Source organism: Pirellulales bacterium (genome assembly GCA_035656635.1).
Classification (GTDB): domain Bacteria; phylum Planctomycetota; class Planctomycetia; order Pirellulales; family JADZDJ01; genus DATJYL01.
This window is the reverse complement of sequence record DASRSD010000028.1, coordinates 1-22,822: the sequence shown is the minus strand read 5'-3', so window position 1 is coordinate 22,822 and position 22,822 is coordinate 1. Positions and strand designations below refer to the sequence as shown.

Below are 22,822 nucleotides of genomic sequence, written 5' to 3'. Positions count from 1 at the left end.
AAGAAACTAGGCGCGGGAGAATTCTTCAGACGGAACGCTTGTTCCTTAAATTGGTTAATTACGCGGCTTGGCATAGCGGGCTCGAAACCGCGCGGAAAATTGATTTATAAAGTTGGATCGTCGCTAAAACATCACCCAATGCTTCGTGAGCGCTTGCTGCGTGAAATGGCACGGCGAAGAAATGGCAAAGTGTTGCGAGCTTGAAATCTTTCGGTGACTGGCGGGTCTGTTCGCTAAAAAACCACATCGCCCGCTGCAGTGTGCAAAGCACTTGCCTGCGTGCTGGTAAATACACGCCGAATCGTTCGTACCAGGCTTGCAAGAAACTTCCATCGAAATCTGCGTTGTGTGCCACAAGCTGGGCGACGGCGTAGCTGCTCCCGGTTGCTCCCATCATCGGAATGGTCGCATGGCGCCGCAGGAATTCGGCAAACGTTCGGGCGATCTCCTCCGGTTCCCTCCCCTCTTTTGCCCAGATGCCTGGGTGATAGTGATTTTTTCGCAGGCTGTTTTTGTTGGCTCGCTGAACGTCAAAGCGCAGCTTCGCTTCGAATGCCTCAATCGGTTCAAGGGCTTCGTCGACTGCAATAGCAGCAATCTGAATAATCGGGTGCCGTTTGGGATCCAATCCCGCGCACTCCAGGTCAAAAAAAACCAACCGACGATTGCCAGCCTCCATGCCCGATGGTCTCACAGACGCGAATGCTACTCAAATCGGCTGAAACTTTTTTTGAGTAAGACTTGGCTCTGTGGCAAAATTACTGTGTGGAAATTGATTTTTTAACGGAGGAAGTATGGAGCCCACACAGGAAAGGATTGTTGATTCTAAGAATAAAACCAAGTTCTTGAAAAAACCAAAGGCCGTCGAGCCGACTCGCGTCTTCATGTCGGGCCAAATTGAAATCGCACTGTGGCTGAGTCAAACCGCCACGGGTATCACGTACCCGCAGTTCACATTGAGCCGATTGTTCACAAGCCAAAGCACCGGCAGAAAGTCGGCTTCCAGATATTACGACGACACCAATGAAGCGGAACTCTTGGAAGCCGTGCGTAAAGGCGCCGCCGCGACACGCGAGCTGCGTGAGCAACTGGCCAGCAATCGCAAGGCCGCGTGAACTGTATTTAGTGTTGAAGTCATTACAGGAGGAACATGACGGCGCCGCACACCGAAGGATCGAGAATTCCAGACCAACAACCACAGCCCGCGGAAAACGGAACGCCGCTCACGGCACAGCAACAGGCTGACCTCAGCGACGCAGATACTCAGGCCCGTTACCTTGCAGAATTCAACGAGCAAATGCGACGAATTTACTGTCCGGGATGCGGAGAAGGCTAGTTAATATGCCGAGAATTTCTCGACCGTCAGTGCAGAAATGGCGCAATCCTTGACATCCTGTATGCGGATGCTTTAATCAAGTTAGTTCGCCTTGGCGAACGATCTAGCCCGTGGAGTACCTGCCCCACTTCACGGGCTTTTTTCGTGCGCTCGCCGCACGACGTTAGATCGTCGGATTCACCTTGGCAAAATCAATTTCAACGGGCAAAATGCGCCGGTTCGAGATAGAGCTAGCAGGGATCTCCGTGGAAGTGGTCTGCCAAATCCAAGGACGAATTTGGCAGGCCTTTTTGTCCGCTCCGGTTCACGGCTCGTCAGGATTCACAACCGACAGGCCTTCCAGTCGAGCGACCTCGACAAGGTGTTTGTCGGCACAAACAAAGTGGTCGAGCCCAATCTTCTTGGCCAATTCAATGGCCGCTCCAAGCTGCATGGCATCCAGCGTTCGCAGCCGCCGAACCTTGGCGTGCTTTTCTAGCAGTTTTTCAGCCGCCTTCTGATGCGGCCGTAATAGATTCTTTACGATGATTCTTTTGTTTTGGGTTTCGGCAGCGAATCGTTGCTTGAGGACGGTATAATCCGCGTCGGTGATTTTCCCATCGCGAACCTTTTGGCTAAAGACCGACTGAATTTCGACGACCGACAGCGAGGAAATGAAAAATTCACTGCCCGCTTCCGCCAAGAGTGCCACAACTTTAGCGGTTCCGGTTTCCGCGTGGTACGCTTTGGCCAGCGCGCTGGAGTCGAGAAAATAGCGAGGCATTAGAATCGCTCGTCACGCTCGCGTGCAAAATCCTCTACGAGCGAACCTGGAATTGAGGCCAGTGCCTTCTGCACCTGCTCTAGCGTGACCGACGGATCAGCTTCCGTGGCGATATACGGAATATAGTCGTCTTCGGAATCTTCCGTTGCTACGGCACCGCGCACCACGGTCAAATCCACTCGCTCGTGCTCGCGCAAATCGAGAGGCTGCAAGGGGAGCAGTTTTCCGGCTTCAAAGATAGCGGGGACGTATTTCGTTTCCATAATGGCAATTATACCTCAGTTCGTGGCGTTCCGTCCATCACGAAGAACGGACCCGAATCCACCAGGACGAACATCGTGCTAAGATAATATCCAGACCCTTGTTCCTAGGCCGCTTCACGGTCGGACACTGCCGCTATCGGCTCAAAAACTTTGACTATGTCCCTACGATAGCGAAAGACATCCGGCGTCACTTTTTTGTAACCAGCGGTCTTGCGCTTCTGGTTAATGAGGAACAAGAGCTTCAAAAGTTGCTTGCGGACAGGGGCATACGGTTCATAACGAATTGACCGTAGTTCCGCAGAAAGCTTTTCGACCGACCAATTCCAGCGCTCGGCGAGAAAGTACGCTCGCAGTCCGCGATACTCTTCGCGGGCGATAAGTACCCGGACCCGGTAGCGTCCATCTGGCGTTGCAGTTTCATCTTCCGGGCGGCGCTTGAGGAAGTTGCCTCGCTTTACCCAGAGCGAATACCCACCGGCTTGGATCGGATGCTCGCGTACGTCGCGAATGTTCTTCGCTTCTTCAATTTTGAAGAGATGTTCGCCGTGCGTCGCCAGTAGAATCCAGTGTCGGTCGAATCGTAAGTAGTGAACGTTCGCAAGTCCCGAGAGTTTTCGCCGGGCTCTTTGGCTACGCGAGATTTCAACTCCGTATTTGCTCAAGAGTTTCTTGTCGATCTCGCGGGGATCCTTTCCTTCGCGCACATGACCCTGCACGTAGAAAAAATACCCATGCGTTAAAATGTTCGTCGCCAATTGCTGCACGAACCCCTTTTCACTTGTTGCCTCGTACCTGTACTGCATACGCTGCACCTCCTTTTGAAGAGCCGACGAACCATTTCGCAGACTTTTAAAAAGGGGGAAGCTACCAGCTTTCCCCCAGCGTAAATCCTTTGCTTGAAGCAGTGGCCTCACGCGCTTGCGAATCGTTCGCAAGACGCTCGGCAGCAAATCAAAAGCTCCAAGAAACCTCCACGAAAACAAAACCGTAGAAGCTTCAGAGAACCTCACAAATATGCGATGACTCCACCGCAACGGCGAGCGCGCTAGTTTCCTAGCGCGGCTCGCCGTAATTCCATTCGTGTCGCATCCTAAAAACCATGAGGTGAAAGCCACCTTCGTGCAAGTACACGTGTGGTGTTCACCTCAAACTCGCTGCCAAAGGACTGCTCCTCGCCAGAGGAACACTCGTTTGACCACTCTGCTTCCAACCAAGGAATGCCCCGGCATCGGTGGCAAAACCACCGTGCTCGGGACACCGATCTTCTGACTGGCAATAGGCCAGTCCCCGCTTTCGTCGGCTTAAGTGCCAGGGTACCAGCCTGACACAGCGCGAGACGTGAGTGCCTTCCCACGGCATCGCCAAGCACATCGCCATGCTCCAGCATGACAACGCGCCCACTATCTACTTGCGGGCCACTCCCAGACTGCTGCGTTTGAATTACCTGGTTGATACCAGGCGCCGATTACCAATCGGCAGCAACAGTCCTTCCTGCGTTAGCCATCCTCGTTACTTGCATGATCTCGTGGCTAGTCGGTGTGATCCGACGAGGCCAATCGCCCTATGTGGAGCCGCCAGGCTCCCATACTTTCCGCTGCTTAAAAAATTTTGCAGCGATTTCGGAGGGCCGAAACTAGAAGCGCCCTCTTAACAAATGAGCGTTGACCGTTCGCGTAACGCAGAGTCTATCGACTTGCGTCACCTTTTCCGGCGTCGACTTCATGCAAATTAACCGGTAAGCCCTTACGGGCCTTTTCATGTTGAGCTGTTTGCAATCGCTGACTTACAGCGAATTTCGGAGACATCACTCTCCGACACGGCAGATCGCTCTGCTCGTGACTCCCATGACCGGCAAACGTTAAACGGCCCAATTGCTTGGGACCGGATCCCGCTGGTGGATTTGAACTGCATAAGACTGGCAGTTCTCACCAACTTCGAGAGATGACGGCTTGGATGTCGAACTACAACTGACATCGCAAGGATTTCCGCATCGCCCTGATTCAACAACAACCAAGGTGAGAACCTTAACTATCGGATAGAATCGTGAGATTACTCGTCTGGGCAACAAAGCCAGCCGGATTACTTCACAAAGCCTCCGTCGAGCACGAGCAAGCATGTCTCCATGCACTCGGCTCTACCGGCAGAAAGCGTGACGGTTGGTAAAACTCCGTCCCCTTAGCGTGGTTGGTGGCCACGTTTACCGGGTGCTTTTCCCCAATCAGAATACCGTTTCAAAGCTCTACGAACATTGAAAGTCGAAGGGTATCCGACCCCTTCTGTAGTGAACTATATCGCAGGTGGCAGGCGGTATTCAAATATTTTGCTTAGCAACCGCAGGGGCTGTATCTTCTGGCATGGAGCACGAAATCATTCTTGTTTATTTGAAAACAAAGCGTCAGGCCAGAAACTTTGCTCGCGAATGGCCGTTTCGATTCATTTTCATAGCCATTGCCGCAATCATGCTGGCGGCGCTGCTGGAGAAATGACAACTCGATCCCGAGTTACGCTGCTTTCTCGCTCGCTGCTCGCTGATTTGCTGTCTGTTGAGTCGACGTTTCCTGTTGACGAAGATATTTGTCGATTAGCCCAAGCCTTAGCGATTCAAATGCAGGACCGCACGGACTCTGGAGATGACGATACCGCTGTTGTGCTAAGCGCGGGGCTGCCGCAACCGCCGCGGATTCCAATTCGGTGCGTTCCTCCGACGAGAGAGCAGCCAAGTGATCACGGAGCCGCGTGAACTCCAGATCTGGAACAATGCGGTCGACAGAATTGACTGGTTTTTGCAAATGCTCGATCTTTGCGGAGTGCTCTCTATCGCCGGTTTGTTTCCGAAATTGTTTCGCTACGGCATAATCCTCGCGAATCGCAGCCACCAAAAAACCCGGAGCGTTACGCGCCACGCGCTTGTCATTGCGCTTGACGAGCCAGTCAAACCAGGAAAGTTTTTCACGAATCACATCTTCCGCAACAGCAGTTGCCAATTCTTGTGCCATTGCCGAATGAATGCCGCGCTGCACCAGTTCGCTAACCATTGCGTTTGGTGTGCCAATTTGCGAAGAAGCAATCGCGGGCGCCGGTTTCTCGCAAATCTCAATAGACCAGGCACCCGGACCTTGCTTGCTAAATCGCGGCGATTCGATAACGCCGACCGTTTGCAATTCTTGGAGTGCCGGTCGTAGTCTGGCTTTGAGCTGACCCGTATCATAGTTACGACTAAGGCCAATTTTCTCAAATGCAAACGATTTGAGATCGAATGACCAGACGGGCCGATGGTAAAATCGTTTTTTTAGAAACCGATAAGCGCGTTTCGCAGCCGGGCGTTTTAGCGATCGGTAGATCGTGAAGTCCAGACGATTTAAGTATCCACTCTGGAAACTCTGAAAAAAGGCTTGGTTCCATACGAAGTGCGTACCCTCATCGTCGTCGGCAATTTTTCTCCGTCCATCGCGAACCCTAAAATAGTCGATCACGCCGAGCGCTTCGCGATCGCTGAAAACACGCCGCGTGTTGTCCCACCAACCACTCGTGTAATACAAGGAAACGCCCTTCCAGCGGCAAAGCGATTCTTCTAACCGCTCATAGGCCCAACTGCGGTTTTTCCAGCCAAGTAATTTAATGAGCTGGTGCTTGGTGAAATGAACCTTTGGTGACGTGAAATTGTTTTGTTGTGCGGTGCATTGGATTAGACCGAACAGGACTTCGTCGTCGATGGCCGTTGGCAAGCCAAATTTATCACTGCCAGTGACAGTGACTTTGCGGTGGATCAGCTGCCCGGTCCGCCAATCCTTGATTGAATCTTCGAATTCGATTGTTTTAACGCCCGTCGGAGCAGTGTCTGCCAGCAGCGCTACCGGAAATTCGCCGAGATTGTTTTCGTCCCAAGCTTCAACGAATTCCCCTGCCTTGCTGGCTAAGTCCAACTGTCTTTTCATTCCCCCATTCCAAAAATTACAGCAGCCGCTTGTTGTTGTTCTTCATTTACATATTGAACATAAATTACGGATCCGATTCGCAAATCATTTCGCGGGTTTATCCCGAAAAATCTCGCCTGAGTGGCGTGTAAAGTGGCAAATTGCTCGCCTGACTGTTCAATTCTCTCGCCCGAGCGTCGTATCGTTTCTGTCCTCAATGGCGTATGCTCCTTTGAAATCTCGCCTGAATGTCGTAACCGCGTCAGCCGCAAATCCTCGCCTGAATGACGTATGCCAAAATGATTGCGAACTTTAAGGCAGTTAAACCCTGACAATCGGACGCTAGCCCGAAGCAGCACACCTGGCAACAGGTTTTCTCTTCTCCTGCGCAACGTTTGGAATATTGATCCCCGACCGCGATCAAACTTTGCGATTTGCATGCGAACCCGACCGCTAATTGCGGAAAGTTAGCAAAATCGCGAGCCGTTTATTTGGCCTATAAGAGGCCGTCGATGTTGGGTGCATCCTTGGGTGGCCATTTCCACGATCTTCTCTCTAATGCAAACGTCGCTCGAATAACGGCAAGTTGCCACCGAGTACCACGTGCTTAATGCTTGATCTTCCGTTAAAACGCCGCTTGCTTGGCTTTCAGAGCTTGCAAGCCTTGCAGCGCTTTCAGTAGTTGTTAGCAAAGCAACCGTTCCAAGAAAATAACCCATTGCCAGGTTTTCAATGCTTGATGTAGTTTCGGATTGTGATCATCACAGTTACGAACACAAAGGGCGGAACCGGCAAGTCGAATCTGTCTTCGCACCTGGCAATCTGGCTCTATGAAAGGGGAATCAAAGTCGCCTTACTCGATGCCGACCACGACCAGGGCACATCGAGCACCTGGCTCAAACTGGCCGAACCAGCGATTCCGGTAGCGGTTGCCGGTACTCCTCAAGAGATTAAGACGAAACTGAAGGAACTCTCCCAAACTAATCAGGTGGTTGTTGCCGACACGCCGGGTAGCGCCAGCAACGCGGCTTTCACTGCCACTTTGCTTGCCGACATCGCGATCGTGCCGCTTCAGCCATCAGATTCAGATGTATGGGCGATCGACAAAGCACTTCAGGCAATCAACGTCGCTCGCGAAGCGACGGATGGCAAACGACCGGAGACTTTTATTGTGCTGACATCCACAGCAGTTCGCGATGTACAGGCTCGGAATTTGCGCGCGCAACTTGAGGCGAATCTGCCATATCGAATTGCACGTTCCGAGATTCGCCGGCTATTTGCGTTTCGGGCCGCAAGCGGGAAATCCGTCACTCGCATGAAGGGTGCTGATGCCCGCAAGGCACAAGCTGATTTGAACGCGCTATTTTGCGAAGTGCTTGGCGGAAAACTACCGGGCATCGAAGTAACCGACAATTCAAACGATAGGATAAGGAGGGTGGTCAATGACTGAACGAGCCGATTTTAAGGATTCTCTGCGGCAACTTGCCAAGGAGGTATTGCCGGACATAGTGAAGCCTGCGGCACCGATTGCAACAGTTCAACAAGATAGCGCGCCTGCCGCGAAGTCCGTTGATGCTCCTAAATCGAATCCGCGTTCCAAGCCGACCGGACGTGAGCCTAAAAATTCCCGCCAACAAATATCGTCGGAACCAAATGTCATCACGGTGACAACGCGTTTTCCCAAGGAAATTGACACGCTGATCACGAAAGCATCGTTCGCACAACGGATGAACGAGTTAGAACCGGGCACCAAGCAGGATATTCTCGTCGAGGCTGCTCGCGATTGGCTTCGCCGCAATGGCTACCTTGGCAAAGAAAAATCAGATGCACAGAAGGTATCCGACGAGGTCGAGTCACTTATGGTCTGAGGAACGTTTGATATCGCGTTCCTTCCAAAAGGCTAATTCTTTGTTCAGCCGTGCGGTTGAGGCTTCATCATAGGCATGCGAGATAGGCGAACCGCCATAGTGGCGTGGATCGAGACTAATTGCACCGCTTGCACTTCCCGTACCATCCCGATTGACCGGCAACACATAAAAGCAATCGTTGTCTTTCTGAATCAAGTAAACTCTGTTCCCTCGTGCTGATTTGTCGATGTCGCGATGCCCTTGAGCTAACAGCGATGCCTCGTCCATGAGGCTTGGTTCCGTGCCATCCATGAAGGGTTCAATGATAACGCCGTGTTCCACTTTATCTTTATCAACGACGCGCATTTCATACAGTTCCGGGCGTACTCCATAACCGATGTGCATTTCTTTGAGTAATTCGTTGGACACGATCAAGTCGTTCTTGTGCTCGTCCCAAAATAATTCTCGTGCATTGGGCCGATCAGTCGGCTTGTCCTGGAACGGAAAAAGCGCCTCTTTTCCAGATGAGCGAACTTCGTAGGCCAGCCGAGCGAGCACATGCTCCAAGTCGGGTTCTGGATCTGCATTTGCTGAGAGCGGTAACGCGACGAAACATAGCACACCGAAAAAGAGTTTCCATCGCGTCCGGATTTTCATACGTTCTCTCCTAGAAAAAGAATCCTGAATGGGAGCAGAAGTAGCGAGCTAAGTCACTTAAGCGACCTGTTTCTTTGCAATGGTGTATCTTGACACATTACATCCCAAAACATTGTTAATACGGATATGCGACGATATAGACTGACGTTGCATAAGAACACGGAGACCACAATACCGGCGAAAAGGACGAGTCCTTTTGGCAGTTTGCAGTAGTAATAAAATTGCAGAAAACACGAGGCCGGTGGCATGCGGTAACTGAACCTCATGAACAAACGGCGATTCCAGCACAGTCCCCGCTGCGATTGGCATAGTGCCAAGCGAGCTTCTTGAATCGCGGCGTCGACCCGCTCAACTTGGCGAACCAAACAGAGCTCTTGCAGCTGTCGAGCTTCGTCGTCGGTTAACTCCCGCAGTTGGTGCTCTTGCTTGGTTCACCAAAGATCGCGGGTGAACGCTGTCACGCTAAATATGATCGAATTGGCCAATCTCGATCACCTTTGTTTGGTGCTGGTTGAGACAGGGAAGCGCCTTTAATGCCGCGATGTTTGGATCCCGTTTCAAAATGAGCAACGATTGTGGGACTGCCTGACACACGTCAGAACGCGTTCGCGCAATTCTAATTGCGCAGCGACTGGCGCCGAACGCTTGCATGACATTATATAAGTCATACGTAGAGAAGCCTAAAGATTGTGACAGGTACAGCATTGGCTCCGGCTCGTGGCTTTCGGCGGCTGCACGCACCTCACGGATAATTGAAGTAATCTCATGATATCCCGTTTCTTGGAATACTAGGACGTGCGCACGATAAATGTTGATGACAACGATTGCAGCGATTAGCCAGCTGCCACATATAGTGGGCCAGGTTTCTACAATGCGAAGGGGAATTGCCATCAAACGGTCGAGGGCGATCGAAGCAAACGCCACACCAAACGGAACAAAGAACATACCGCGGGTCGAGGGAGTACACGAGTACGGATTAATGAGGCCTAATACGATGCAGGTCAAACTCCATGTCGCGAGGATAAATATGCAACTAAATGACCGAAAGTGCACAAGGGCATAGCCTGCGCCAACCACAGCAAGCACTTGGCTGATCGAATCAAGGTACGGCCCAGTAACAAAGTGATTGCGACCGTAATCGAAGTCGACAAAAAAGAGCACGAAATTCCTCCCGATGTTGATCGCAATTTGCGCGTTGTCGTCAAACTCACGGTGGATAATGGTTTTGCTAAGTCCACCGGCCCAATGCGCCGCGGGAGTTGTCAGCAAACCGATTAGCACTATGGCGAGATAGCATGCACCAAGAACCACGTAATGTGTTCGATCTCCCTTCACCTGCCGCCGCCGAATGAACGCAATCGGGGGCAAAAAGATGACCGGAAACACCGGCCCGACGTAGAGGTAGAATGAAATTCCAAGAACGACTCCGAGGGTGCCGAAACTAAGGGCTCGTCCATCCATTGCTGATTTGGCGGCATAATGGAAGGCAAACAAAAAGCATAAGAAACACGACGGGTGTGTGTATCCGATCTTAAAGAAATTCATTAGGAAATATGATGACCCGAGCAACGCCGCGCCAATAAGTCCAGTTCGAGCATTGAATATGCGGGCAAGCGTAGCGTTCCAGATTAGCACGGCAGGAACGATCAAAATCACGTTTGCCAGTCGCCAAGCGATTACATTTGCGCCAATTAACCAAATCCAAATTGCCTGCCAATAGCTTCCAAGCGTGCGCTCGATCCCGTAAACGTCGTCAAGGTTGAACGGATTCACAAGCAAGTTTGCGCGTGCGATTTGCTTTGCATAATCGAAATACGCAAACTCATCGCCCACAAAGCCGTATTGCCAGTCAGAAATGCCTGCGACAAAGATACAAAACGCACCGCAGGCAAGGACTATTAACGAAGTGCGCTGAATTGTGAATTCCAATGGCGTCGTCATTCAGAAGCAATAACGTCTCACGAGCGCAGCGGCATGGTCAAGAGTGCTTCTCGCCTCACTCGACGGACTATTGGACGAGTTATGAAGCAGATTCCTCCGTGAAATCCGGTTGCTGAAATCATTTTGTTACAAATGAAATGAGGTCGGTGGCGTGCGGATACCAACCTCATTGGGAACGTTCGTCTAAAACAGGCCAAGCTGCGATTGGGATGAAATAAGACGAGCCTCTTGAATCGCGGCGTCGGCCCGCTCTGCCTGACAAGCCAAACAAAACTCTTGGAGCTTCCGGGCTTCGTCGTAGGTCAATTCACGTAGCAGGAACTCGCGTTCGGTTTGCCATGCCAAGAGGAATGGCGTCCCCTCGCCTGCTTCGCAGCAGCAACTATCGCCGACGACGTGGGCCGGCCGAACATCGAGGACGCTCGTCCACAGATCGGCATCGAGTGAAAAGACTCGCCCTTCGGGAATAATATAATCATCCTCGGAGGCGAATTCATCGAGCCACACGCCACGCGGCGCCTGATAGAGCAACTTCTCGAAGGCCTGAAGCCGCCCGGCTGCGGTCAGGAGCAACTCAATCGAAATCTCCTGGTCAGCCGCCGGAAGAACGGACTTCCCTACTCCGCTGTTCAAATTAGCTCCAGCGGCCGCCGGATGATCATCGCGTGGATTGCGTGACTGCCACTCCACTTCGCAGCGCAAATCATCGACGGCCGAAACAAGCACCTTGATGTGATCGATCAGCGAACCGATCGCCAGCAAGACATCGTCATGCGTGGCAGGCGGATGATGCACGGTCATGGGCTACCTCCTTTTCATCATTTAGGGATTCAAGATTGGTTAAAATCCATGTGGCGGTGCTTTGGATTCGGTCCAGCGATTCCAGCAGCACCTCTTTGTTGCCAGCGTAAAGCTGGATGTAGTCGCTGGAGCGGGTCGAAGACTCCAAGCCCAAAGCGCGGTCGACGACAAACGCCACGGCTTCGGCTTCTGTTTCCAGAACCGTTTTCGGAGCTTCCTTACGTCGAGCCTTGTCATGCAATCGCTCATGGGCGAGTTCATGCACAAGCACCGTAAACGTCTCGGCTGGGGTTAGAGCCGGACGGATCCGAATTTTCCCGACCGACGAACAACCCAGCGCTCCGCCGGGAATGTCTTCGAAGGTTAGTTCGATGCCCGTTTGGGCAATGAGCCGTTCGAGACGTTCCAATTGCTCACCCGGTTCGCCCACGATGGCGGCGAATTCGGGTAATTCTTTGCCTTCGGTCTGCGACACGTCGAACACGTACACAACTTTGAATCCTCGCAGACGGTGACGCTGGAGTTTTCTTGGTCGGCGGCTGCTACGGCTGGCTCCGAAGCGGCTTGCTTGTAAACCAGCGGCGCCAAGATGGCGATGCCATGCTCACCCTTCTTGACCACGCGGCCTAGTTGCCTCCACCGATGGAATCCGGCCACGTGCGTGGCGTCGGGTCGCTGAATGGCAATCAGGATGGTGTTGCCAAAACTGTAATGGTGGAAGCGCGCGAGCGTTTCCAAATACTTGATGAGCGTCTCACTGCGACCCTGCTCCAAGGCATGGATAAGTTCTTGCAAAGCTTCCTCCGATCGTTGCTGGGCTTCTTCGCGATTCATGGACTAGATCCTCCAAATGAGTGACGAGACTTTTCGTTCATGGACCCCGACGGGACGAACGAAAACTCTGGGATGAAATGGGAATCACTCCGGCCAAGAAGCGCCGGGTGAAGACGAAGAGAGCAACCGTGGTGACCAGCCGATGGGCTAGCACGCGTGGTTGCGATACGAGCGATTGCTGCCGAGCAGCAACCTAGACTGGATCGCTTTCAGAAAGCGACGTGGAACAATCTCGAAACTCCTTTCATGCGAGTTAAAACAGGAAAATAAACCTTCACAAAATGCACGCCACCGGTCTCGCTCATGCGCAAGATGCGAGCAAGCGAGACGGTGACTTGATTTGGTCTACCCGTAACCAGCAAGGAAAAGAGCAAATGCTCGCGGTCTGCGAAGCAACAGCCCAGAGTAGCACGCCGGGATTTCTTAAGAAAAAGTTATTAACGTCACAGCAGCTAGGTGATTTGGTTTAGCCATCCGATTCGCATCACTTCCGTGGGGTAGCGACCAGAGGCGCCGCAGCCCTCGGGCCGACAAAGTCTGCCTGGCTCCGCCAGTTCCGAAAGTCTCTCGTCGGCACGGGCGGAGGTATGGGGCAGCGCCGCCGGGAGCGCGGGTCCCGACGGAAGTGTTTTGATTAGCCAGTCCGATTAGATCGCCTGACTGAAAGTCAGCATGAGAATCGAAAAGAGAGGTCCGATGGTGCAATGATCAGATAGAACCTCTCTCTGCCTGACGAATTCAACAGGCTCCTTCAGAAGTGGTCTCCTGCCCCGCCTTCTTCGTGACCTGCTGCGTCGTCATTGCCAGTCTGGCTGTTGGCAAAAATCCAACTATGGGCCAGATCCAGCACCTTGGCTGCCAGCAGCAAATCATCGCGACCAAAACTGTCGCTGCTCTGCCACTTGCCTTCGGTATCGACGTAAATTCGGCGCAGCGTCACATTGTGCCGCACGCCCTTCTCCGTTTCATTTTCCCAGATCACGCCCTTTACTCGTCCAACGCGGACTTCATGCACAGGCTTCTTGGCCTGAGACTTCCGACTTCTTGTAGCGGTAGTCATAACGTTCAGTCCTTTCGATAACAGAGAAACACGAATTGCGCCCGCGAACATCGCAGGCACACTAACGAACCTACTGACGAGCCGACTCGCGAGCATCTTCTTCCTGTTTGCAATCGGGACACAGTCCCAAGAAATTCGCCATCGGCAGATCCGGCGCATAGATAATGTGCGTCCAGCCTTCGGCAATCGCTTGCTCGTGGCTGAGAACATTACTACCGGCATCACACTCTTCACACACCAAGGAAAACACCGCATCGGATGGAATTTCAGCGCACATGGCTGATGTCTCCTAATACGATTCGCGAGCGAGATCGCTAGCGAAAACAAACTGCACCATCGGCCTCTCGGTGCGAAATCGGTGCAATTCCTGATTCCCCAGCGAGAGCCGCGGCTAACTTCTACCGACTACGGCTGTGAAAGAACGCGCTCGAAGAGTGTTATGGAGCGTGGCAGCAAAGTGTGACAAAAAACGCTCGACGAGCTGGATTTCCCCTGAATCTCAGGCTGCGGAGCGATTTATACCGGTTGGCGACGGCCTGACTTGGCAAAATTAATTCGGCGGAGATAATGCTGCTTTTTCACCACTTTAATCAGGGGCTTCCTGTCATGTCAGCATCTTCTTTCCGGCGAAAGCAACAGGCCGTACTGGTGTATCTACTGATGGTTCTTTCGACAGTGTTCGTGGCATACGAATTGACGCTGCATGGTTGGGCGCGGCTGATATTAGTGGTCGCATTCTTATTTGGCGGTTTGGCCTTTAGCTTTAAGGAGCGATTTGCGGATTCAGAAAGCAACCGGCACGAGAAACAGATTTCTTATTCCGTCGACATGGAAAAGACGCGGAACTGGCCCGCCTGGTTGCGCGATCCTTTCCTGTTTCTCTGTCGCCCGCGACCGAATCGGATGTGGATTGGAATTATGGTATTGGGTGCAACCGGCCTCTTTGTCGGATCGACCTTAGCCATTGCCAAACTCGATCAAGATAAAAATCGATCGGATCCGGTCGCCACCGAATCGTCGAACCCCGCTCCCGGAGATAAGTAGCTCTTGCTCTAGTTACTTTCGTTCGCGAAACGATTTCCGCCGCCGTAGCGCGACGGCGATATCGCGAAGCAATTGGATCATCGCCGGGATAAAAAACAGCGGCATGATCAGAAAAATTGGCTTTACTACCGTCTCGCTGTCTTTGAAGTCGTGCGTGAGCGCGAAAATCGGAAGTACTATCACCATCACAAATAGAAACGCGGGAAGCATGAGTTCCCCGAGCCGTTCCATCAACCATTGCAGCGGTCCAATCACGGCACCGCTCATGGCCATCTCCTGCCGGAGCGAATGTAAAAAAGGACGCGCATCATCGCTCTCCGGGATCCGCCTGACCCATTGTTCTCCGTCATAGCGAAAATAATAGAACTGTCCGTCCGCCGACCGAATGGTCAGCGTAGCGCCAAATGCGTTGTCACGAGTCGCCGTGTTGCCCGCGAATGAATAATCAATTCGTCGTCCGTCTGCAAAAGCTTTGTCGCCTAAACGAACCGTGCCACCTTCGGCGAATTCAACTTGATCGCCAAAATGATTCGATTGAAGTGGGAACGGAACCCAACTCTGCTGTTTTTGATTGGATGTCTGCGTCATATAGCTTCCGTTGCGTATGCCTTGGGACGGAGCCCGCGTCGCCATTTACCGCGTCAGTAAGAACCACACCAAGCCGGTCAGGACAATTATTGCAAACGAAATCAGCGTCACAATTTCAGAGCGTCTCCAACGTGGCCAGTTTTCGCCATCTTCTGCGACCGGACGCTGACTAGGATTGATCGCTTGGACGGAAAAATCCGATGACACTTCCTCCGAATGCAAAATCCGAACTCTGGTCGTCGTAACCACCACCTCCATTGCTTCGACGGACCGATAAACCCATCTGCCATTGCGGAAGCGGACCTTTAATAGTTGTCCGGCGTCGGGAACGTCTGCCTCTTCACCGTCCGCCAACTGATATCGTTCGCCGTCGACATTTAGGGCGCCATGTGCCAGCAACGATACCCGGTCGCTGAGGTCATAAGCCGGACCCGCTTCATTCCAGGAATTGCCGTTGAGATCAGGCATCGTGACGCATGAGAATAGTGTTCAAAGAACCGGAGATTCTCTCAAATTAAGCAATTTTTAATCGGCTAGATAGACCTTTTGGCGCAGGCCGCTAAAATGAATGGGTTCGGGCAGATGTAAAGGGTTTTCTTCGGTTTTAAGGCTGCTGGAATACCATGGTTCCATTGCAGCTTATCACGCTAAAAATCGGCACGAGTCATGGACGTGCTTGCTTTTTTGCTGGTGTCCTCCTCGGTGCAAATCAAAGCAGACCAACGTCTGTTTTGCTTTGTTAACTAACAATAGGAGGCATTATGTTGAAAAGTAAAAAAACGGATACTTACGATCGTAATGGAAGGCTAGTTCGGTCAGTTGTGACCTTCGACGCCGTTCCATGGGTCCGAATCTGGCTAACCACGATTGCAATAACGGCCTGGTTATTCTTTAACTTTGGCTGGTATTTCAAACGATAGCCAAGTATTCGTTAAGGTCGCACTTTTGTGCGACCTTTTTTATTTGCCTTTGGTGCGTGCCCACCAGATCGCAAACAGAATTGGCGAACACGCTAACAGCAACACCAGTCCAAATAGCCGGGGTTCGTGCCAGTAGCCGGCAAGAAAGCCCATTAAGGCAGCGGGCAGGTGCCATTTGATGAATGTGAGTAGAGCGGCAGGACCACGCAGCGGGCCTAAGATTTGCTCAATGCGACTGATGTAATCGAGGAATTGCTGATCAGGCTGCGGAAACTCTTGGCCACTAATCCTGGCAGTCAATCGAAAGAACCAAAAGTCATCCAGCTTGTTTAAGGGCCACAATTTATTGAGCATGTGGCGACTATAGCACGATCCCATCCGGCAATGTCCACGATTTTCTTGGCGCAGCCAGCGAGAATAGGTAAACTATTTGAATCAGTCGATTTTTTACTCGGCCGTCGTCACCGACTCCAAAAACTGACGACAATTAGACTCGAAAAAATCGTAGGCATTGCAACAGGTCAAGCGCTTTGCCGGATTGCACGATTGATATCAGGCGACCTACTTAAAACACCTGATTTCGAGTTGAGACATCAGACCTTTCGAGGTCTTTTGTCTTTTCTGGACCATGCTTAGGCCACTGCTTCGGCTTGTTGCTTTTCAGCGAGTAGCTGGTCAAGCTGCTTCTTTCGGTCCGGCGGCGTAAATCGTTCGGGTTTTACGGTCGTTTGCTTTGGTCGAACAGCGGGGGCGGCGTTTTGCGTCGGCGGAGTAGCGGCCTGTCGTTTCTCAGCGGGCGGCAAGCGAGTGTACGAATCCTTCAAGTAATGCTCTTCTTTGGTCGCATATTTGGCGATGACGCGCTGCGGTTCCTTGTGCCCCTTGCCGTCGTCGATGATCAGGAAGGTGTGTCCTTTAGTGGCACTGACGTTAAGGATGCGGTTCTTGGTTAGTTTTGGCAGCAGAACTTCACGCTTTGAAACCGAGGTATCGACTCCTAATGTTTGCGTGCTAAGCAGAAACTTCATCTCCTTTGACAAGGTTTGCAGATCTTCAATGTCGCGCTTCGATGTGACCGTGAAATACTGCTTGACGTGACAGTTGTCGAATACCACCTGCGCGAGCGACGTGTCGCGATTTTCGAGTTGATCCGTCGTTTGATTGGCGAGAATGAGCGTGATGCCGAATTTTCCCGCCTGGGCCAATAGTGAGGCAAAAGACCGCCCCGCCAATTCATGGAATTCATCGACAAAAATCCAGATATGTTGTCGTGGCGGTGTGGAGTCCGGGTCAGCCCGTCGTTTCTCGATGGCGGCGTTGATCACGCTGTACAGACCCAGACCAGCAATTTGACGAGCGGTGGTCGATTCATTCAGAGTGGGAGTAAAGAAATAAATCACCTCGCCTTGCTCGTTGTCCAAGGCTTTAGCCATATCGATCATCCGTCCACCCGCTTTGTCCTCCGCCGTGGGTTGCAGTTGTGGATACTCCAACAGGAAATTGAATGTCATGCGGATTTGGTCGGCATCGCGAAACTCCCGCTGCTTGCGGCGGCGAAGTGAGTCAAGGTAATCGGAGATCTCCCGCAGTGTCGGTGGGTGCCCCTTCTCTCTGTCGAACGCACGCACCACGTCGAGCAACGCTGCCAGATTCTGCTGCGTAAAATATTGACCGCCGTAAACTAAGCCATTGTCTAAATTGAATGCTTCAATAAACAGATTGGCCAACCGGATTACACTGCGCGATCCTCCGCCGCGTGGATCGACGGCTTGAAATGGGTCAAAAAAATGCCAAGCGTCATCCCGCACGAGTGATAAGAATTTGAACGAATCTTTGCGGCCTTCGGCTGCCGCCGTGCGCTTCATCGACCCAAAGAGTGCCTGGTCGCCTCCGAGATCAAAAATAAAGACGGGGTCGCGAATCATGCGCGGCTTGTCGCTGGTGTCCGATGGGTCAGGGTATGGAGCCATTAGTTGCTTGGCCAGCGGAATGATGGCCATCGATGTTTTTCCCGATCGTGTTCGTCCGCGAATGTGCATATGCCCTTTGCCAAAATCCTCGCGGCTCATGCGCACCGGTTCTTTGCGTTTACCCTTCAAGAGGCGGGTGCCAAGGTCGATTAACGATGCCGGATGAACCGGTTTAGAGTTGGAAGATGAAGTCATCGGTTATCATTGAACCATCGGTTAAGGGCCATTCTCAAAGTCTTAGGGCTCGGTCCCAATTCGACGACGCAGTGACCACGCGCAATGATTGGATCCCGACCTTCAATTTGAGCATGGATTCGCCGGTTAAGATCCGCGCATTTCTCTTCTGTTTGTCCGAGGATTGCCATCCCGTAATCGCGAGCTTTGATCCAGTCGTGAATCGGACGGTTGCGCATGAAAATTTCGTCCAGAATAGACGCTACTTGCTGAATGGCGGTGGCCGCGTCGGCTTGTTCGGGGAATATGATTCGATAAATTCGCGGCCCGTCCCCGTCGGGCGCAATGCAATGTGGAATGTTATCGTGAGGCTTTTCTGGGCCGAACAGCTCCCGCAGGTCTTCGGGTTCGAGCCGATAGCGACGTTTTGACGCCATGCAACAGAACCAGAGCACAGCTAAATGTGTTGATAGCGACTGTGCATCGCGAGGCGTTCCACGGCCCCGCCGGACACCTGCTTGTTTGGCTCCTTGGATAGTGGGTGTCCAGAACTCAACTTTGTTGGGGAATTGTTGCAGCCGCAGCAGCTTGTCCTTAACCAGACTATCGAGCATGTTTCTGACCGGGTCGCCACCCTTGAGCTTTGGCGAGTCATTGAAGAACAGGTGCCGGACGACCGCCTCCAGTGTGAGTCGATAGAGGCCTACGTGCCTTAAGATGGCATCTTTGAGGGCTTGTTCGTCTGGCATCAATCACCAAATCTGATAGCGAAGGTGACGCAATGCGTCGTGAAATTCAATCAGTTTCATCTTGGGGTACTTACCGCCAAATTCGACGACGAGATCGAGATCTCGGTTGCGAGGATGGCGAATAATGGCATCGGGTAACCTTTCATTGCGCCCGCCCCCTTCGGCATACAACTGATGTTCGCTCACCCACCGCTTGGCCGTTCGTGGTTCCTGGCGAAGGAACCTCAAGTAAACCTGGGCAAGATGAACATCATGTGTCGTTTCGGAAGTGCGGGGTTGCCGACCACCGATATAGCCTCCCAACAGTCGATTCGCATCACGAGTAGCATGGAAAATAGACTTGGTGACCAGCGGCGATGGCCAGCGTTCTTTGAGTCGATAAGAGAGTGCCCCGAAATTAGGCTCCTCGTTTCCAGGCATCCAGTTCAACACTGGCGCGTCAAGATGGATCATCGGATGAAGCATGACGGCATGCTCGTTGAGAAGGCCAAAATCTTGAAGCTGTCTAAGCCGCTTAACAGCGGCGCGTGTTGGTTGAGACAGGTCGGCAAACCAAGTTTCCGCAACCTGCTGGGCGGTCAAAACCCTGACCTTCCGGGTTAGTGTCCAAAGGATCTGCCGGTCGAGTGCGGTCAGGTTCATAATCCCGAGTCGGTTCGAACTTTCGGGTCGTACTTCCCCCCGTCTTGGAACAGTGAATAAGTGCGACATGGAATTGCGGAAATCTAGTAATGGTAAGAATTTACTAAGAGGTCAGCCTAATTTGAAGCGGTAGCGAGTTTGTAGCGGCGAGTTATTGAAATGAAATCGAAAAAACCCCGATTCATTGGCGGTCAATCAGGAGAAAGCGAACGCGAGTGAAACGGTGATTGGTGGCAGGAGGCCCTGGCTGCTGGCCTCTCCGATTGATGGCACAAAAGGCAAAGAACGCCAACAGACGGAAGAGCCTGTCGGCGTCAGATTGGGTACGCTGTCTTATGCTGCCTTGGCGATTGACGCAACAATTGGGAGTTCCGCATCGTTGGGTGGGCGCCGCTTAAAAACTAGGCAGACATCGTGCAGTCGCGGGATGAAAGCAAAGTCATAGACTTTACCCGACGAGGTAGCACCGTGCTGAAAGCGAATGATTTCCGGGGCATCTAGCCAGAGTCCCTCCGCGACCGCACAGTTGAAGGTACGGAACGGCAGACCCAAATAACGACCTTGGTGCCGCCAGTCTCCCATGAGAATTGTCAGCCGTCCGCTGGGAGTTAGGCAGTGCAAGCAATTGCGAATGACTTGTCGTAATCGCTGAAGGAATTCTGACACCGTTGGGGCGCGCGAAAGGCACCGAGGGTCGTCGCTGTAGCTCACCATTCGCCAATACGGTGGGTGCATCCAAACAAAATCAAACGGGCCGAATGTCTGAAAGTTGGCCGGGTCAGTAGCGTCTAAACCAGCCTTAAGGTCAAAGCTCTGACAGCTAATTCCCAACTCCGCACAGACATCACGGCAGGTGCCACTACCCGCCATTGGGTCCAAAACTGCCTTTGGTTGGTAATATCGCAACAAGTCTCGAATCAACAGGCCGGAACAATTTCCGCGATAGCTGGCATCACCGTAATTCCCTCGGCCAGCCTTGGTATGCAAGCTGGTCAGTTCCGGCACAGGGCTGCGGTTCTTAGGAATATCCGGTAATCGGCAAGTGGGTTGCGCCAAGCAATTTTCAGTATCGGCATGGCACGATTGCACGTTCTGATTGCCATTGCGTTTTTGATTGCGGGGGTCGTGATTCGTTTTCATTATTTCCTCCATGATTAAAACCGGCCCGATGGGATTATCAGGCCGGGTTGGTTGTCAAGATTCCTCTGGTAGCAGAATGGTCGTCACTTGCGTTTCACGTTTTGTCTGGATGATGAACCGACTCCCATTCTTGTCTTGGAATTCGGTCTCGATGCGTCCGCCCCAGGTGAGAGCGGCCTGATTGCCTTCGAGTGCCTCAGGGTCACACTCATCCCAATCGCCAAGTGCGTGCCGAAACAGCGCTCGCATCACGTCGGCATGAATCAGCCGATTCCAGGCTTTGCTCGTGGCAAAGATGTCTCCCATCAAAAACGTTCCTGAAATTATGTCGAGGGGCCATTGCCGTTTGCCGATGTCCAACGGGTCATGAATAATTTCGATAAATCTTGGGAATTGCGATTTCATAGTTGTCTCCATCAATAAAGTTGGCTGGCCGGAATAACCGGCCAGCCGTTGGTTTCTAATACTCGTCCGGTAAAAGCACGCTTGTCGCTTCGCGGTCAGCCTCAGTGATAATCCAGAACTTTACCCCGGTACTGCTGTGATAGGCCGAGAAAATGCGCGAGCCTTCGACCACGGCCCGGTCATTTAATGCCCAGTCGGCGGGGCAACAATCGCCCCAATCTTTGCCGTGATGCCGGGCGAGTGCCTCAGCGATTTCGCGACTGCCAATGGCGTCCCGCGCTCCGCGTGACGTTAGCAGCCTTCCCAACGGGAAGGCTGGTCGCTTGTAGCTTGTGATTTCTGTTTTCGTTTCTTCAGTCATGTTTCATTCCTCCAAAAAAGTGGTGTTCCCAGCGGTTGCTGCGTCCCCGAGGGGAGCACCTTCCGGTGTGGGTAGGCCACGGTTTGTTTTTCACTTCCCGTTGAAAACAACCGGGGCCTACCCCGCCGGAAGAAAAAATGAACTCGACTCCGGCGGAGCCGGAGACCTGCGGGTCGAAAGAAGGCATCGCGCTCCGACAATCACCAGCGGCACATAGCAATGGGCATGACAGTTCCCCTGGCGTGACCGTTGCGTGACGCGGACTTGGATGGCAGATTGCGTTCGGCGGACTTAATCAATTCGCACACGACAAAGTCACATTTTTCAGCAGCGGTTCAGTTCGCCCAAGTGTCCAGAAAGTCAGAGTGCCGTTTGCCCAGCATCAACTTGTGTGAGAAGCAAAATCACAGGAACAGGTGCACAGTTTTTCAGAAAAACACGGAAGGAACTTTTTTGAAGTTTCGGCCTGAATTTTTTGACCTGGCAGGTAGGGTTACCTCCGCGGATTTTTTTTAGTTCGGTTCATCCATTGGAGGTGCGTATGCTGATGCCCGCCGACAACAGGGAACCGAAGATGGACCTTCGGCAAACGACGTTCCTAGAGGAAGAGGAAGGCGCCCGTGCTCCCGAAGTAAGCAGCTCAACGTTGCGAGGGAGCAAGCGTTCTAGCGGTAAAGAGTCAATTCAGGCGATGCTCATCGAATCACTTGTACCGCTGGCAGAGCAGCTCCAGCGAATTCATGCGATGCTCGATACGCTCGCCAAGCAAGTGCTGTCGCAGCCATTGGTCAAAGAATACTACAGCACCAAAGAGGCCGCGAAGGTTTTGGGGAGGCGTCCCTATACGGTGCGCGAATATTGCCGCATGGGCCGCATTCGTGGTGAGAAAGCTGACTTCGGTCGAGGACTCGACGAGGAGTGGCGGATTTCGCACGACGAACTGGTGCGGGTTCAAAATGAAGGTTTGCTAATGCTCAAACCCGAAGGCCGTATCGGCGGACCCCGGCGGCTGACGAAGAAGCAAGCCGGTTGATTGATAATTGCCAACACCAAGACGGCGGCCAAGGGCAGTTTGCAGTTCTGCTCTTGGCCGCTGTGGTTTTGTTCGCCTCAAAACGGTAGTTCCACGTCATTGTCGTTATCTTTTTTTCGACGAATTTCCTCACGCTTGTACCGGGCCAGTGCGCGGCTTCGTTCCTCGGGATCATCGAGTTTGAAGAGTTCCTTACAAAACCGGTTAAACGGCATTAGCTTCACGCTCGCGCCACGAAGGTGCTTCGGCTGGGCCTTCCGCCTGCGCGACTGACAGGGCTTCTCACAATAGGGGCATTTTGAAGCCGAGAGGTGTAGATACCACGTAGCACCGCAGCCGAAACATGCAAAATGATAGGGCAAAGTCTTCTTCATCATCGC

At 52.5% G+C, this 22,822-nt stretch carries 27 protein-coding genes; 6 read left to right on the top strand and 21 right to left on the bottom strand.

From position 1 onward, the window contains the following. Positions 1 to 58: 58 nt before the first annotated feature. A complete protein-coding gene (locus VFE46_02115) occupies positions 59 to 679 on the bottom strand; it encodes a 3'-5' exonuclease (protein HZZ26776.1) in 621 nt (206 codons plus the stop codon). Between the two features lie 115 nt (positions 680 to 794). Between VFE46_02115 and VFE46_02110 the strand changes: the two genes are divergently transcribed. Next, positions 795 to 1,115 carry a hypothetical protein gene (locus VFE46_02110; GenBank protein ID HZZ26775.1) on the top strand — a complete coding sequence of 107 codons (321 nt, stop codon included), beginning with the start codon at positions 795 to 797 and terminating at the stop codon, positions 1,113 to 1,115. A 525-nt stretch (positions 1,116 to 1,640) separates the two neighbouring features. Here the strand turns inward: VFE46_02110 and VFE46_02105 are convergent. The 3 genes from VFE46_02105 to VFE46_02095 form a co-directional block, all read right to left on the bottom strand. After that, positions 1,641 to 2,099 carry a type II toxin-antitoxin system VapC family toxin gene (locus VFE46_02105; GenBank protein HZZ26774.1) on the bottom strand — a complete coding sequence of 153 codons (459 nt, stop codon included), beginning with the start codon at positions 2,097 to 2,099 and terminating at the stop codon, positions 1,641 to 1,643. Further along, on the bottom strand, positions 2,099 to 2,362 hold the full coding sequence (locus VFE46_02100) for an antitoxin family protein (GenBank protein ID HZZ26773.1): 264 nt from the start codon (positions 2,360 to 2,362) through the stop codon (positions 2,099 to 2,101). Before VFE46_02100 ends, VFE46_02105 begins: the two co-directional genes overlap by 1 nt. Positions 2,363 to 2,466: 104 nt before the next feature. Then, positions 2,467 to 3,312: a hypothetical protein gene (locus VFE46_02095; GenBank protein ID HZZ26772.1), complete on the bottom strand. Its 846-nt coding sequence runs from the start codon at positions 3,310 to 3,312 to the stop codon at positions 2,467 to 2,469. A gap of 1,404 nt (positions 3,313 to 4,716) precedes the next feature. On the opposite strand from VFE46_02095, the gene VFE46_02090 reads away from it, so the two are divergent. Further along, a complete protein-coding gene (locus VFE46_02090; GenBank protein ID HZZ26771.1) occupies positions 4,717 to 4,848 on the top strand; it encodes a hypothetical protein in 132 nt (43 codons plus the stop codon). Positions 4,849 to 4,863: 15 nt separating this feature from the next. Here the strand turns inward: VFE46_02090 and VFE46_02085 are convergent, their stop codons facing one another. After that, entirely contained in the window at positions 4,864 to 6,297 is a 1,434-nt protein-coding gene (locus VFE46_02085; GenBank protein HZZ26770.1) for a replication initiator protein A, read from the bottom strand. A gap of 733 nt (positions 6,298 to 7,030) precedes the next feature. On the opposite strand from VFE46_02085, the gene VFE46_02080 reads away from it, so the two are divergent. Together VFE46_02080 and VFE46_02075 are read left to right on the top strand one after the other, a co-directional pair. Beyond that, the gene (locus VFE46_02080; protein ID HZZ26769.1) at positions 7,031 to 7,726 is read left to right on the top strand and encodes a ParA family protein; all 696 of its coding nucleotides are present in this window, start codon (positions 7,031 to 7,033) and stop codon (positions 7,724 to 7,726) included. Next, on the top strand, positions 7,719 to 8,144 hold the full coding sequence (locus VFE46_02075; GenBank protein HZZ26768.1) for a hypothetical protein: 426 nt from the start codon (positions 7,719 to 7,721) through the stop codon (positions 8,142 to 8,144). The genes VFE46_02080 and VFE46_02075 overlap by 8 nt, the downstream gene beginning before the upstream one ends. Here VFE46_02075 and VFE46_02070 read toward each other — a convergent pair. The 7 genes from VFE46_02070 to VFE46_02040 all read right to left on the bottom strand — a co-directional run bounded on the left by VFE46_02070 (position 8,130) and on the right by VFE46_02040 (position 13,693). After that, entirely contained in the window at positions 8,130 to 8,780 is a 651-nt protein-coding gene (locus VFE46_02070; protein ID HZZ26767.1) for a hypothetical protein, read from the bottom strand. The two genes, VFE46_02075 and VFE46_02070, sit on opposite strands and share 15 nt — an antisense overlap. A 462-nt stretch (positions 8,781 to 9,242) precedes the next feature. Beyond that, a complete protein-coding gene (locus tag VFE46_02065) occupies positions 9,243 to 10,721 on the bottom strand; it encodes a glycosyltransferase family 39 protein (GenBank protein HZZ26766.1) in 1,479 nt (492 codons plus the stop codon). A gap of 183 nt (positions 10,722 to 10,904) precedes the next feature. Then, positions 10,905 to 11,522, bottom strand: a complete 618-nt coding sequence (locus VFE46_02060; protein HZZ26765.1) for a hypothetical protein — start codon at positions 11,520 to 11,522, stop codon at positions 10,905 to 10,907. Then, positions 11,491 to 11,997 (bottom strand): hypothetical protein, encoded by a 507-nt coding sequence (locus VFE46_02055; protein HZZ26764.1) that lies wholly within the window; start codon positions 11,995 to 11,997, stop codon positions 11,491 to 11,493. The genes VFE46_02060 and VFE46_02055 overlap by 32 nt, the downstream gene beginning before the upstream one ends. Beyond that, positions 11,886 to 12,356, bottom strand: a complete 471-nt coding sequence (locus VFE46_02050) for an ArdC family protein (GenBank protein HZZ26763.1) — start codon at positions 12,354 to 12,356, stop codon at positions 11,886 to 11,888. The genes VFE46_02055 and VFE46_02050 overlap by 112 nt, the downstream gene beginning before the upstream one ends. Positions 12,357 to 13,107: 751 nt before the next feature. Next, positions 13,108 to 13,416 (bottom strand): hypothetical protein, encoded by a 309-nt coding sequence (locus VFE46_02045; protein ID HZZ26762.1) that lies wholly within the window; start codon positions 13,414 to 13,416, stop codon positions 13,108 to 13,110. A gap of 70 nt (positions 13,417 to 13,486) precedes the next feature. Next, a complete protein-coding gene (locus tag VFE46_02040; protein HZZ26761.1) occupies positions 13,487 to 13,693 on the bottom strand; it encodes a hypothetical protein in 207 nt (68 codons plus the stop codon). Positions 13,694 to 14,022: 329 nt separating this feature from the next. On the opposite strand from VFE46_02040, the gene VFE46_02035 reads away from it, so the two are divergent. Then, positions 14,023 to 14,460 carry a hypothetical protein gene (locus tag VFE46_02035; protein HZZ26760.1) on the top strand — a complete coding sequence of 146 codons (438 nt, stop codon included), beginning with the start codon at positions 14,023 to 14,025 and terminating at the stop codon, positions 14,458 to 14,460. Between the two features lie 12 nt (positions 14,461 to 14,472). Here VFE46_02035 and VFE46_02030 read toward each other — a convergent pair whose 3' ends face one another. The 8 genes from VFE46_02030 to VFE46_01995 all read right to left on the bottom strand — a co-directional run bounded on the left by VFE46_02030 (position 14,473) and on the right by VFE46_01995 (position 21,409). Next, positions 14,473 to 15,048: a hypothetical protein gene (locus VFE46_02030; protein HZZ26759.1), complete on the bottom strand. Its 576-nt coding sequence runs from the start codon at positions 15,046 to 15,048 to the stop codon at positions 14,473 to 14,475. A 45-nt stretch (positions 15,049 to 15,093) separates the two neighbouring features. Continuing rightward, complete coding sequence (locus VFE46_02025) at positions 15,094 to 15,516, bottom strand: hypothetical protein (GenBank protein ID HZZ26758.1); 423 nt, start codon at positions 15,514 to 15,516, stop codon at positions 15,094 to 15,096. A 1,084-nt stretch (positions 15,517 to 16,600) separates the two neighbouring features. Next, complete coding sequence (locus VFE46_02020; protein ID HZZ26757.1) at positions 16,601 to 17,695, bottom strand: type IV secretory system conjugative DNA transfer family protein; 1,095 nt, start codon at positions 17,693 to 17,695, stop codon at positions 16,601 to 16,603. 434 nt (positions 17,696 to 18,129) lie between these two features. Further along, positions 18,130 to 18,861, bottom strand: a complete 732-nt coding sequence (locus tag VFE46_02015; protein ID HZZ26756.1) for a hypothetical protein — start codon at positions 18,859 to 18,861, stop codon at positions 18,130 to 18,132. A 3-nt stretch (positions 18,862 to 18,864) separates the two neighbouring features. Beyond that, positions 18,865 to 19,503 carry a hypothetical protein gene (locus VFE46_02010; GenBank protein ID HZZ26755.1) on the bottom strand — a complete coding sequence of 213 codons (639 nt, stop codon included), beginning with the start codon at positions 19,501 to 19,503 and terminating at the stop codon, positions 18,865 to 18,867. Between the two features lie 333 nt (positions 19,504 to 19,836). After that, a complete protein-coding gene (locus tag VFE46_02005; protein ID HZZ26754.1) occupies positions 19,837 to 20,643 on the bottom strand; it encodes a hypothetical protein in 807 nt (268 codons plus the stop codon). A 54-nt stretch (positions 20,644 to 20,697) separates the two neighbouring features. Beyond that, a complete protein-coding gene (locus VFE46_02000; protein ID HZZ26753.1) occupies positions 20,698 to 21,048 on the bottom strand; it encodes a hypothetical protein in 351 nt (116 codons plus the stop codon). Positions 21,049 to 21,103: 55 nt separating this feature from the next. Beyond that, on the bottom strand, positions 21,104 to 21,409 hold the full coding sequence (locus tag VFE46_01995) for a type I restriction endonuclease subunit M (protein HZZ26752.1): 306 nt from the start codon (positions 21,407 to 21,409) through the stop codon (positions 21,104 to 21,106). 541 nt (positions 21,410 to 21,950) lie between these two features. Between VFE46_01995 and VFE46_01990 the strand changes: the two genes are divergently transcribed. Beyond that, a complete protein-coding gene (locus VFE46_01990) occupies positions 21,951 to 22,442 on the top strand; it encodes a helix-turn-helix domain-containing protein (protein ID HZZ26751.1) in 492 nt (163 codons plus the stop codon). 77 nt (positions 22,443 to 22,519) lie between these two features. On the opposite strand, the gene VFE46_01985 is transcribed toward VFE46_01990, so the two are convergent. After that, positions 22,520 to 22,822 (bottom strand): hypothetical protein (locus tag VFE46_01985; protein HZZ26750.1); only part of this gene is annotated, 303 nt, incomplete at its 5' end.

Excerpts from the sequence above, each read along its gene's own strand:
- VFE46_02040 (HZZ26761.1), bottom strand. The coding sequence starts at position 13,693 with ATGTGCGCTGAAATTCCATCCGATGCGGTGTTTTCCTTGGTGTGTGAA.
- VFE46_02060 (HZZ26765.1), bottom strand. The coding sequence starts at position 11,522 with ATGACCGTGCATCATCCGCCTGCCACGCATGACGATGTCTTGCTGGCG.
- VFE46_02015 (HZZ26756.1), bottom strand. The coding sequence starts at position 18,861 with ATGCCAGACGAACAAGCCCTCAAAGATGCCATCTTAAGGCACGTAGGC.
- VFE46_02110 (HZZ26775.1), top strand. The coding sequence starts at position 795 with ATGGAGCCCACACAGGAAAGGATTGTTGATTCTAAGAATAAAACCAAG.
- VFE46_02045 (HZZ26762.1), bottom strand. The coding sequence starts at position 13,416 with ATGACTACCGCTACAAGAAGTCGGAAGTCTCAGGCCAAGAAGCCTGTG.
- VFE46_02075 (HZZ26768.1), top strand. The coding sequence starts at position 7,719 with ATGACTGAACGAGCCGATTTTAAGGATTCTCTGCGGCAACTTGCCAAG.
- VFE46_02070 (HZZ26767.1), bottom strand. The coding sequence starts at position 8,780 with ATGAAAATCCGGACGCGATGGAAACTCTTTTTCGGTGTGCTATGTTTC.
- VFE46_02000 (HZZ26753.1), bottom strand. The coding sequence starts at position 21,048 with ATGAAATCGCAATTCCCAAGATTTATCGAAATTATTCATGACCCGTTG.
- VFE46_01990 (HZZ26751.1), top strand. The coding sequence starts at position 21,951 with ATGCTGATGCCCGCCGACAACAGGGAACCGAAGATGGACCTTCGGCAA.
- VFE46_01995 (HZZ26752.1), bottom strand. The coding sequence starts at position 21,409 with ATGACTGAAGAAACGAAAACAGAAATCACAAGCTACAAGCGACCAGCC.
- VFE46_02085 (HZZ26770.1), bottom strand. The coding sequence starts at position 6,297 with ATGAAAAGACAGTTGGACTTAGCCAGCAAGGCAGGGGAATTCGTTGAA.
- VFE46_02090 (HZZ26771.1), top strand. The coding sequence starts at position 4,717 with ATGGAGCACGAAATCATTCTTGTTTATTTGAAAACAAAGCGTCAGGCC.
- VFE46_02065 (HZZ26766.1), bottom strand. The coding sequence starts at position 10,721 with ATGACGACGCCATTGGAATTCACAATTCAGCGCACTTCGTTAATAGTC.
- VFE46_02010 (HZZ26755.1), bottom strand. The coding sequence starts at position 19,503 with ATGAACCTGACCGCACTCGACCGGCAGATCCTTTGGACACTAACCCGG.
- VFE46_02050 (HZZ26763.1), bottom strand. The coding sequence starts at position 12,356 with ATGAATCGCGAAGAAGCCCAGCAACGATCGGAGGAAGCTTTGCAAGAA.
- VFE46_02025 (HZZ26758.1), bottom strand. The coding sequence starts at position 15,516 with ATGCCTGATCTCAACGGCAATTCCTGGAATGAAGCGGGTCCGGCTTAT.
- VFE46_02115 (HZZ26776.1), bottom strand. The coding sequence starts at position 679 with ATGGAGGCTGGCAATCGTCGGTTGGTTTTTTTTGACCTGGAGTGCGCG.
- VFE46_02035 (HZZ26760.1), top strand. The coding sequence starts at position 14,023 with ATGTCAGCATCTTCTTTCCGGCGAAAGCAACAGGCCGTACTGGTGTAT.
- VFE46_02100 (HZZ26773.1), bottom strand. The coding sequence starts at position 2,362 with ATGGAAACGAAATACGTCCCCGCTATCTTTGAAGCCGGAAAACTGCTC.
- VFE46_02105 (HZZ26774.1), bottom strand. The coding sequence starts at position 2,099 with ATGCCTCGCTATTTTCTCGACTCCAGCGCGCTGGCCAAAGCGTACCAC.
- VFE46_02030 (HZZ26759.1), bottom strand. The coding sequence starts at position 15,048 with ATGACGCAGACATCCAATCAAAAACAGCAGAGTTGGGTTCCGTTCCCA.
- VFE46_02005 (HZZ26754.1), bottom strand. The coding sequence starts at position 20,643 with ATGAAAACGAATCACGACCCCCGCAATCAAAAACGCAATGGCAATCAG.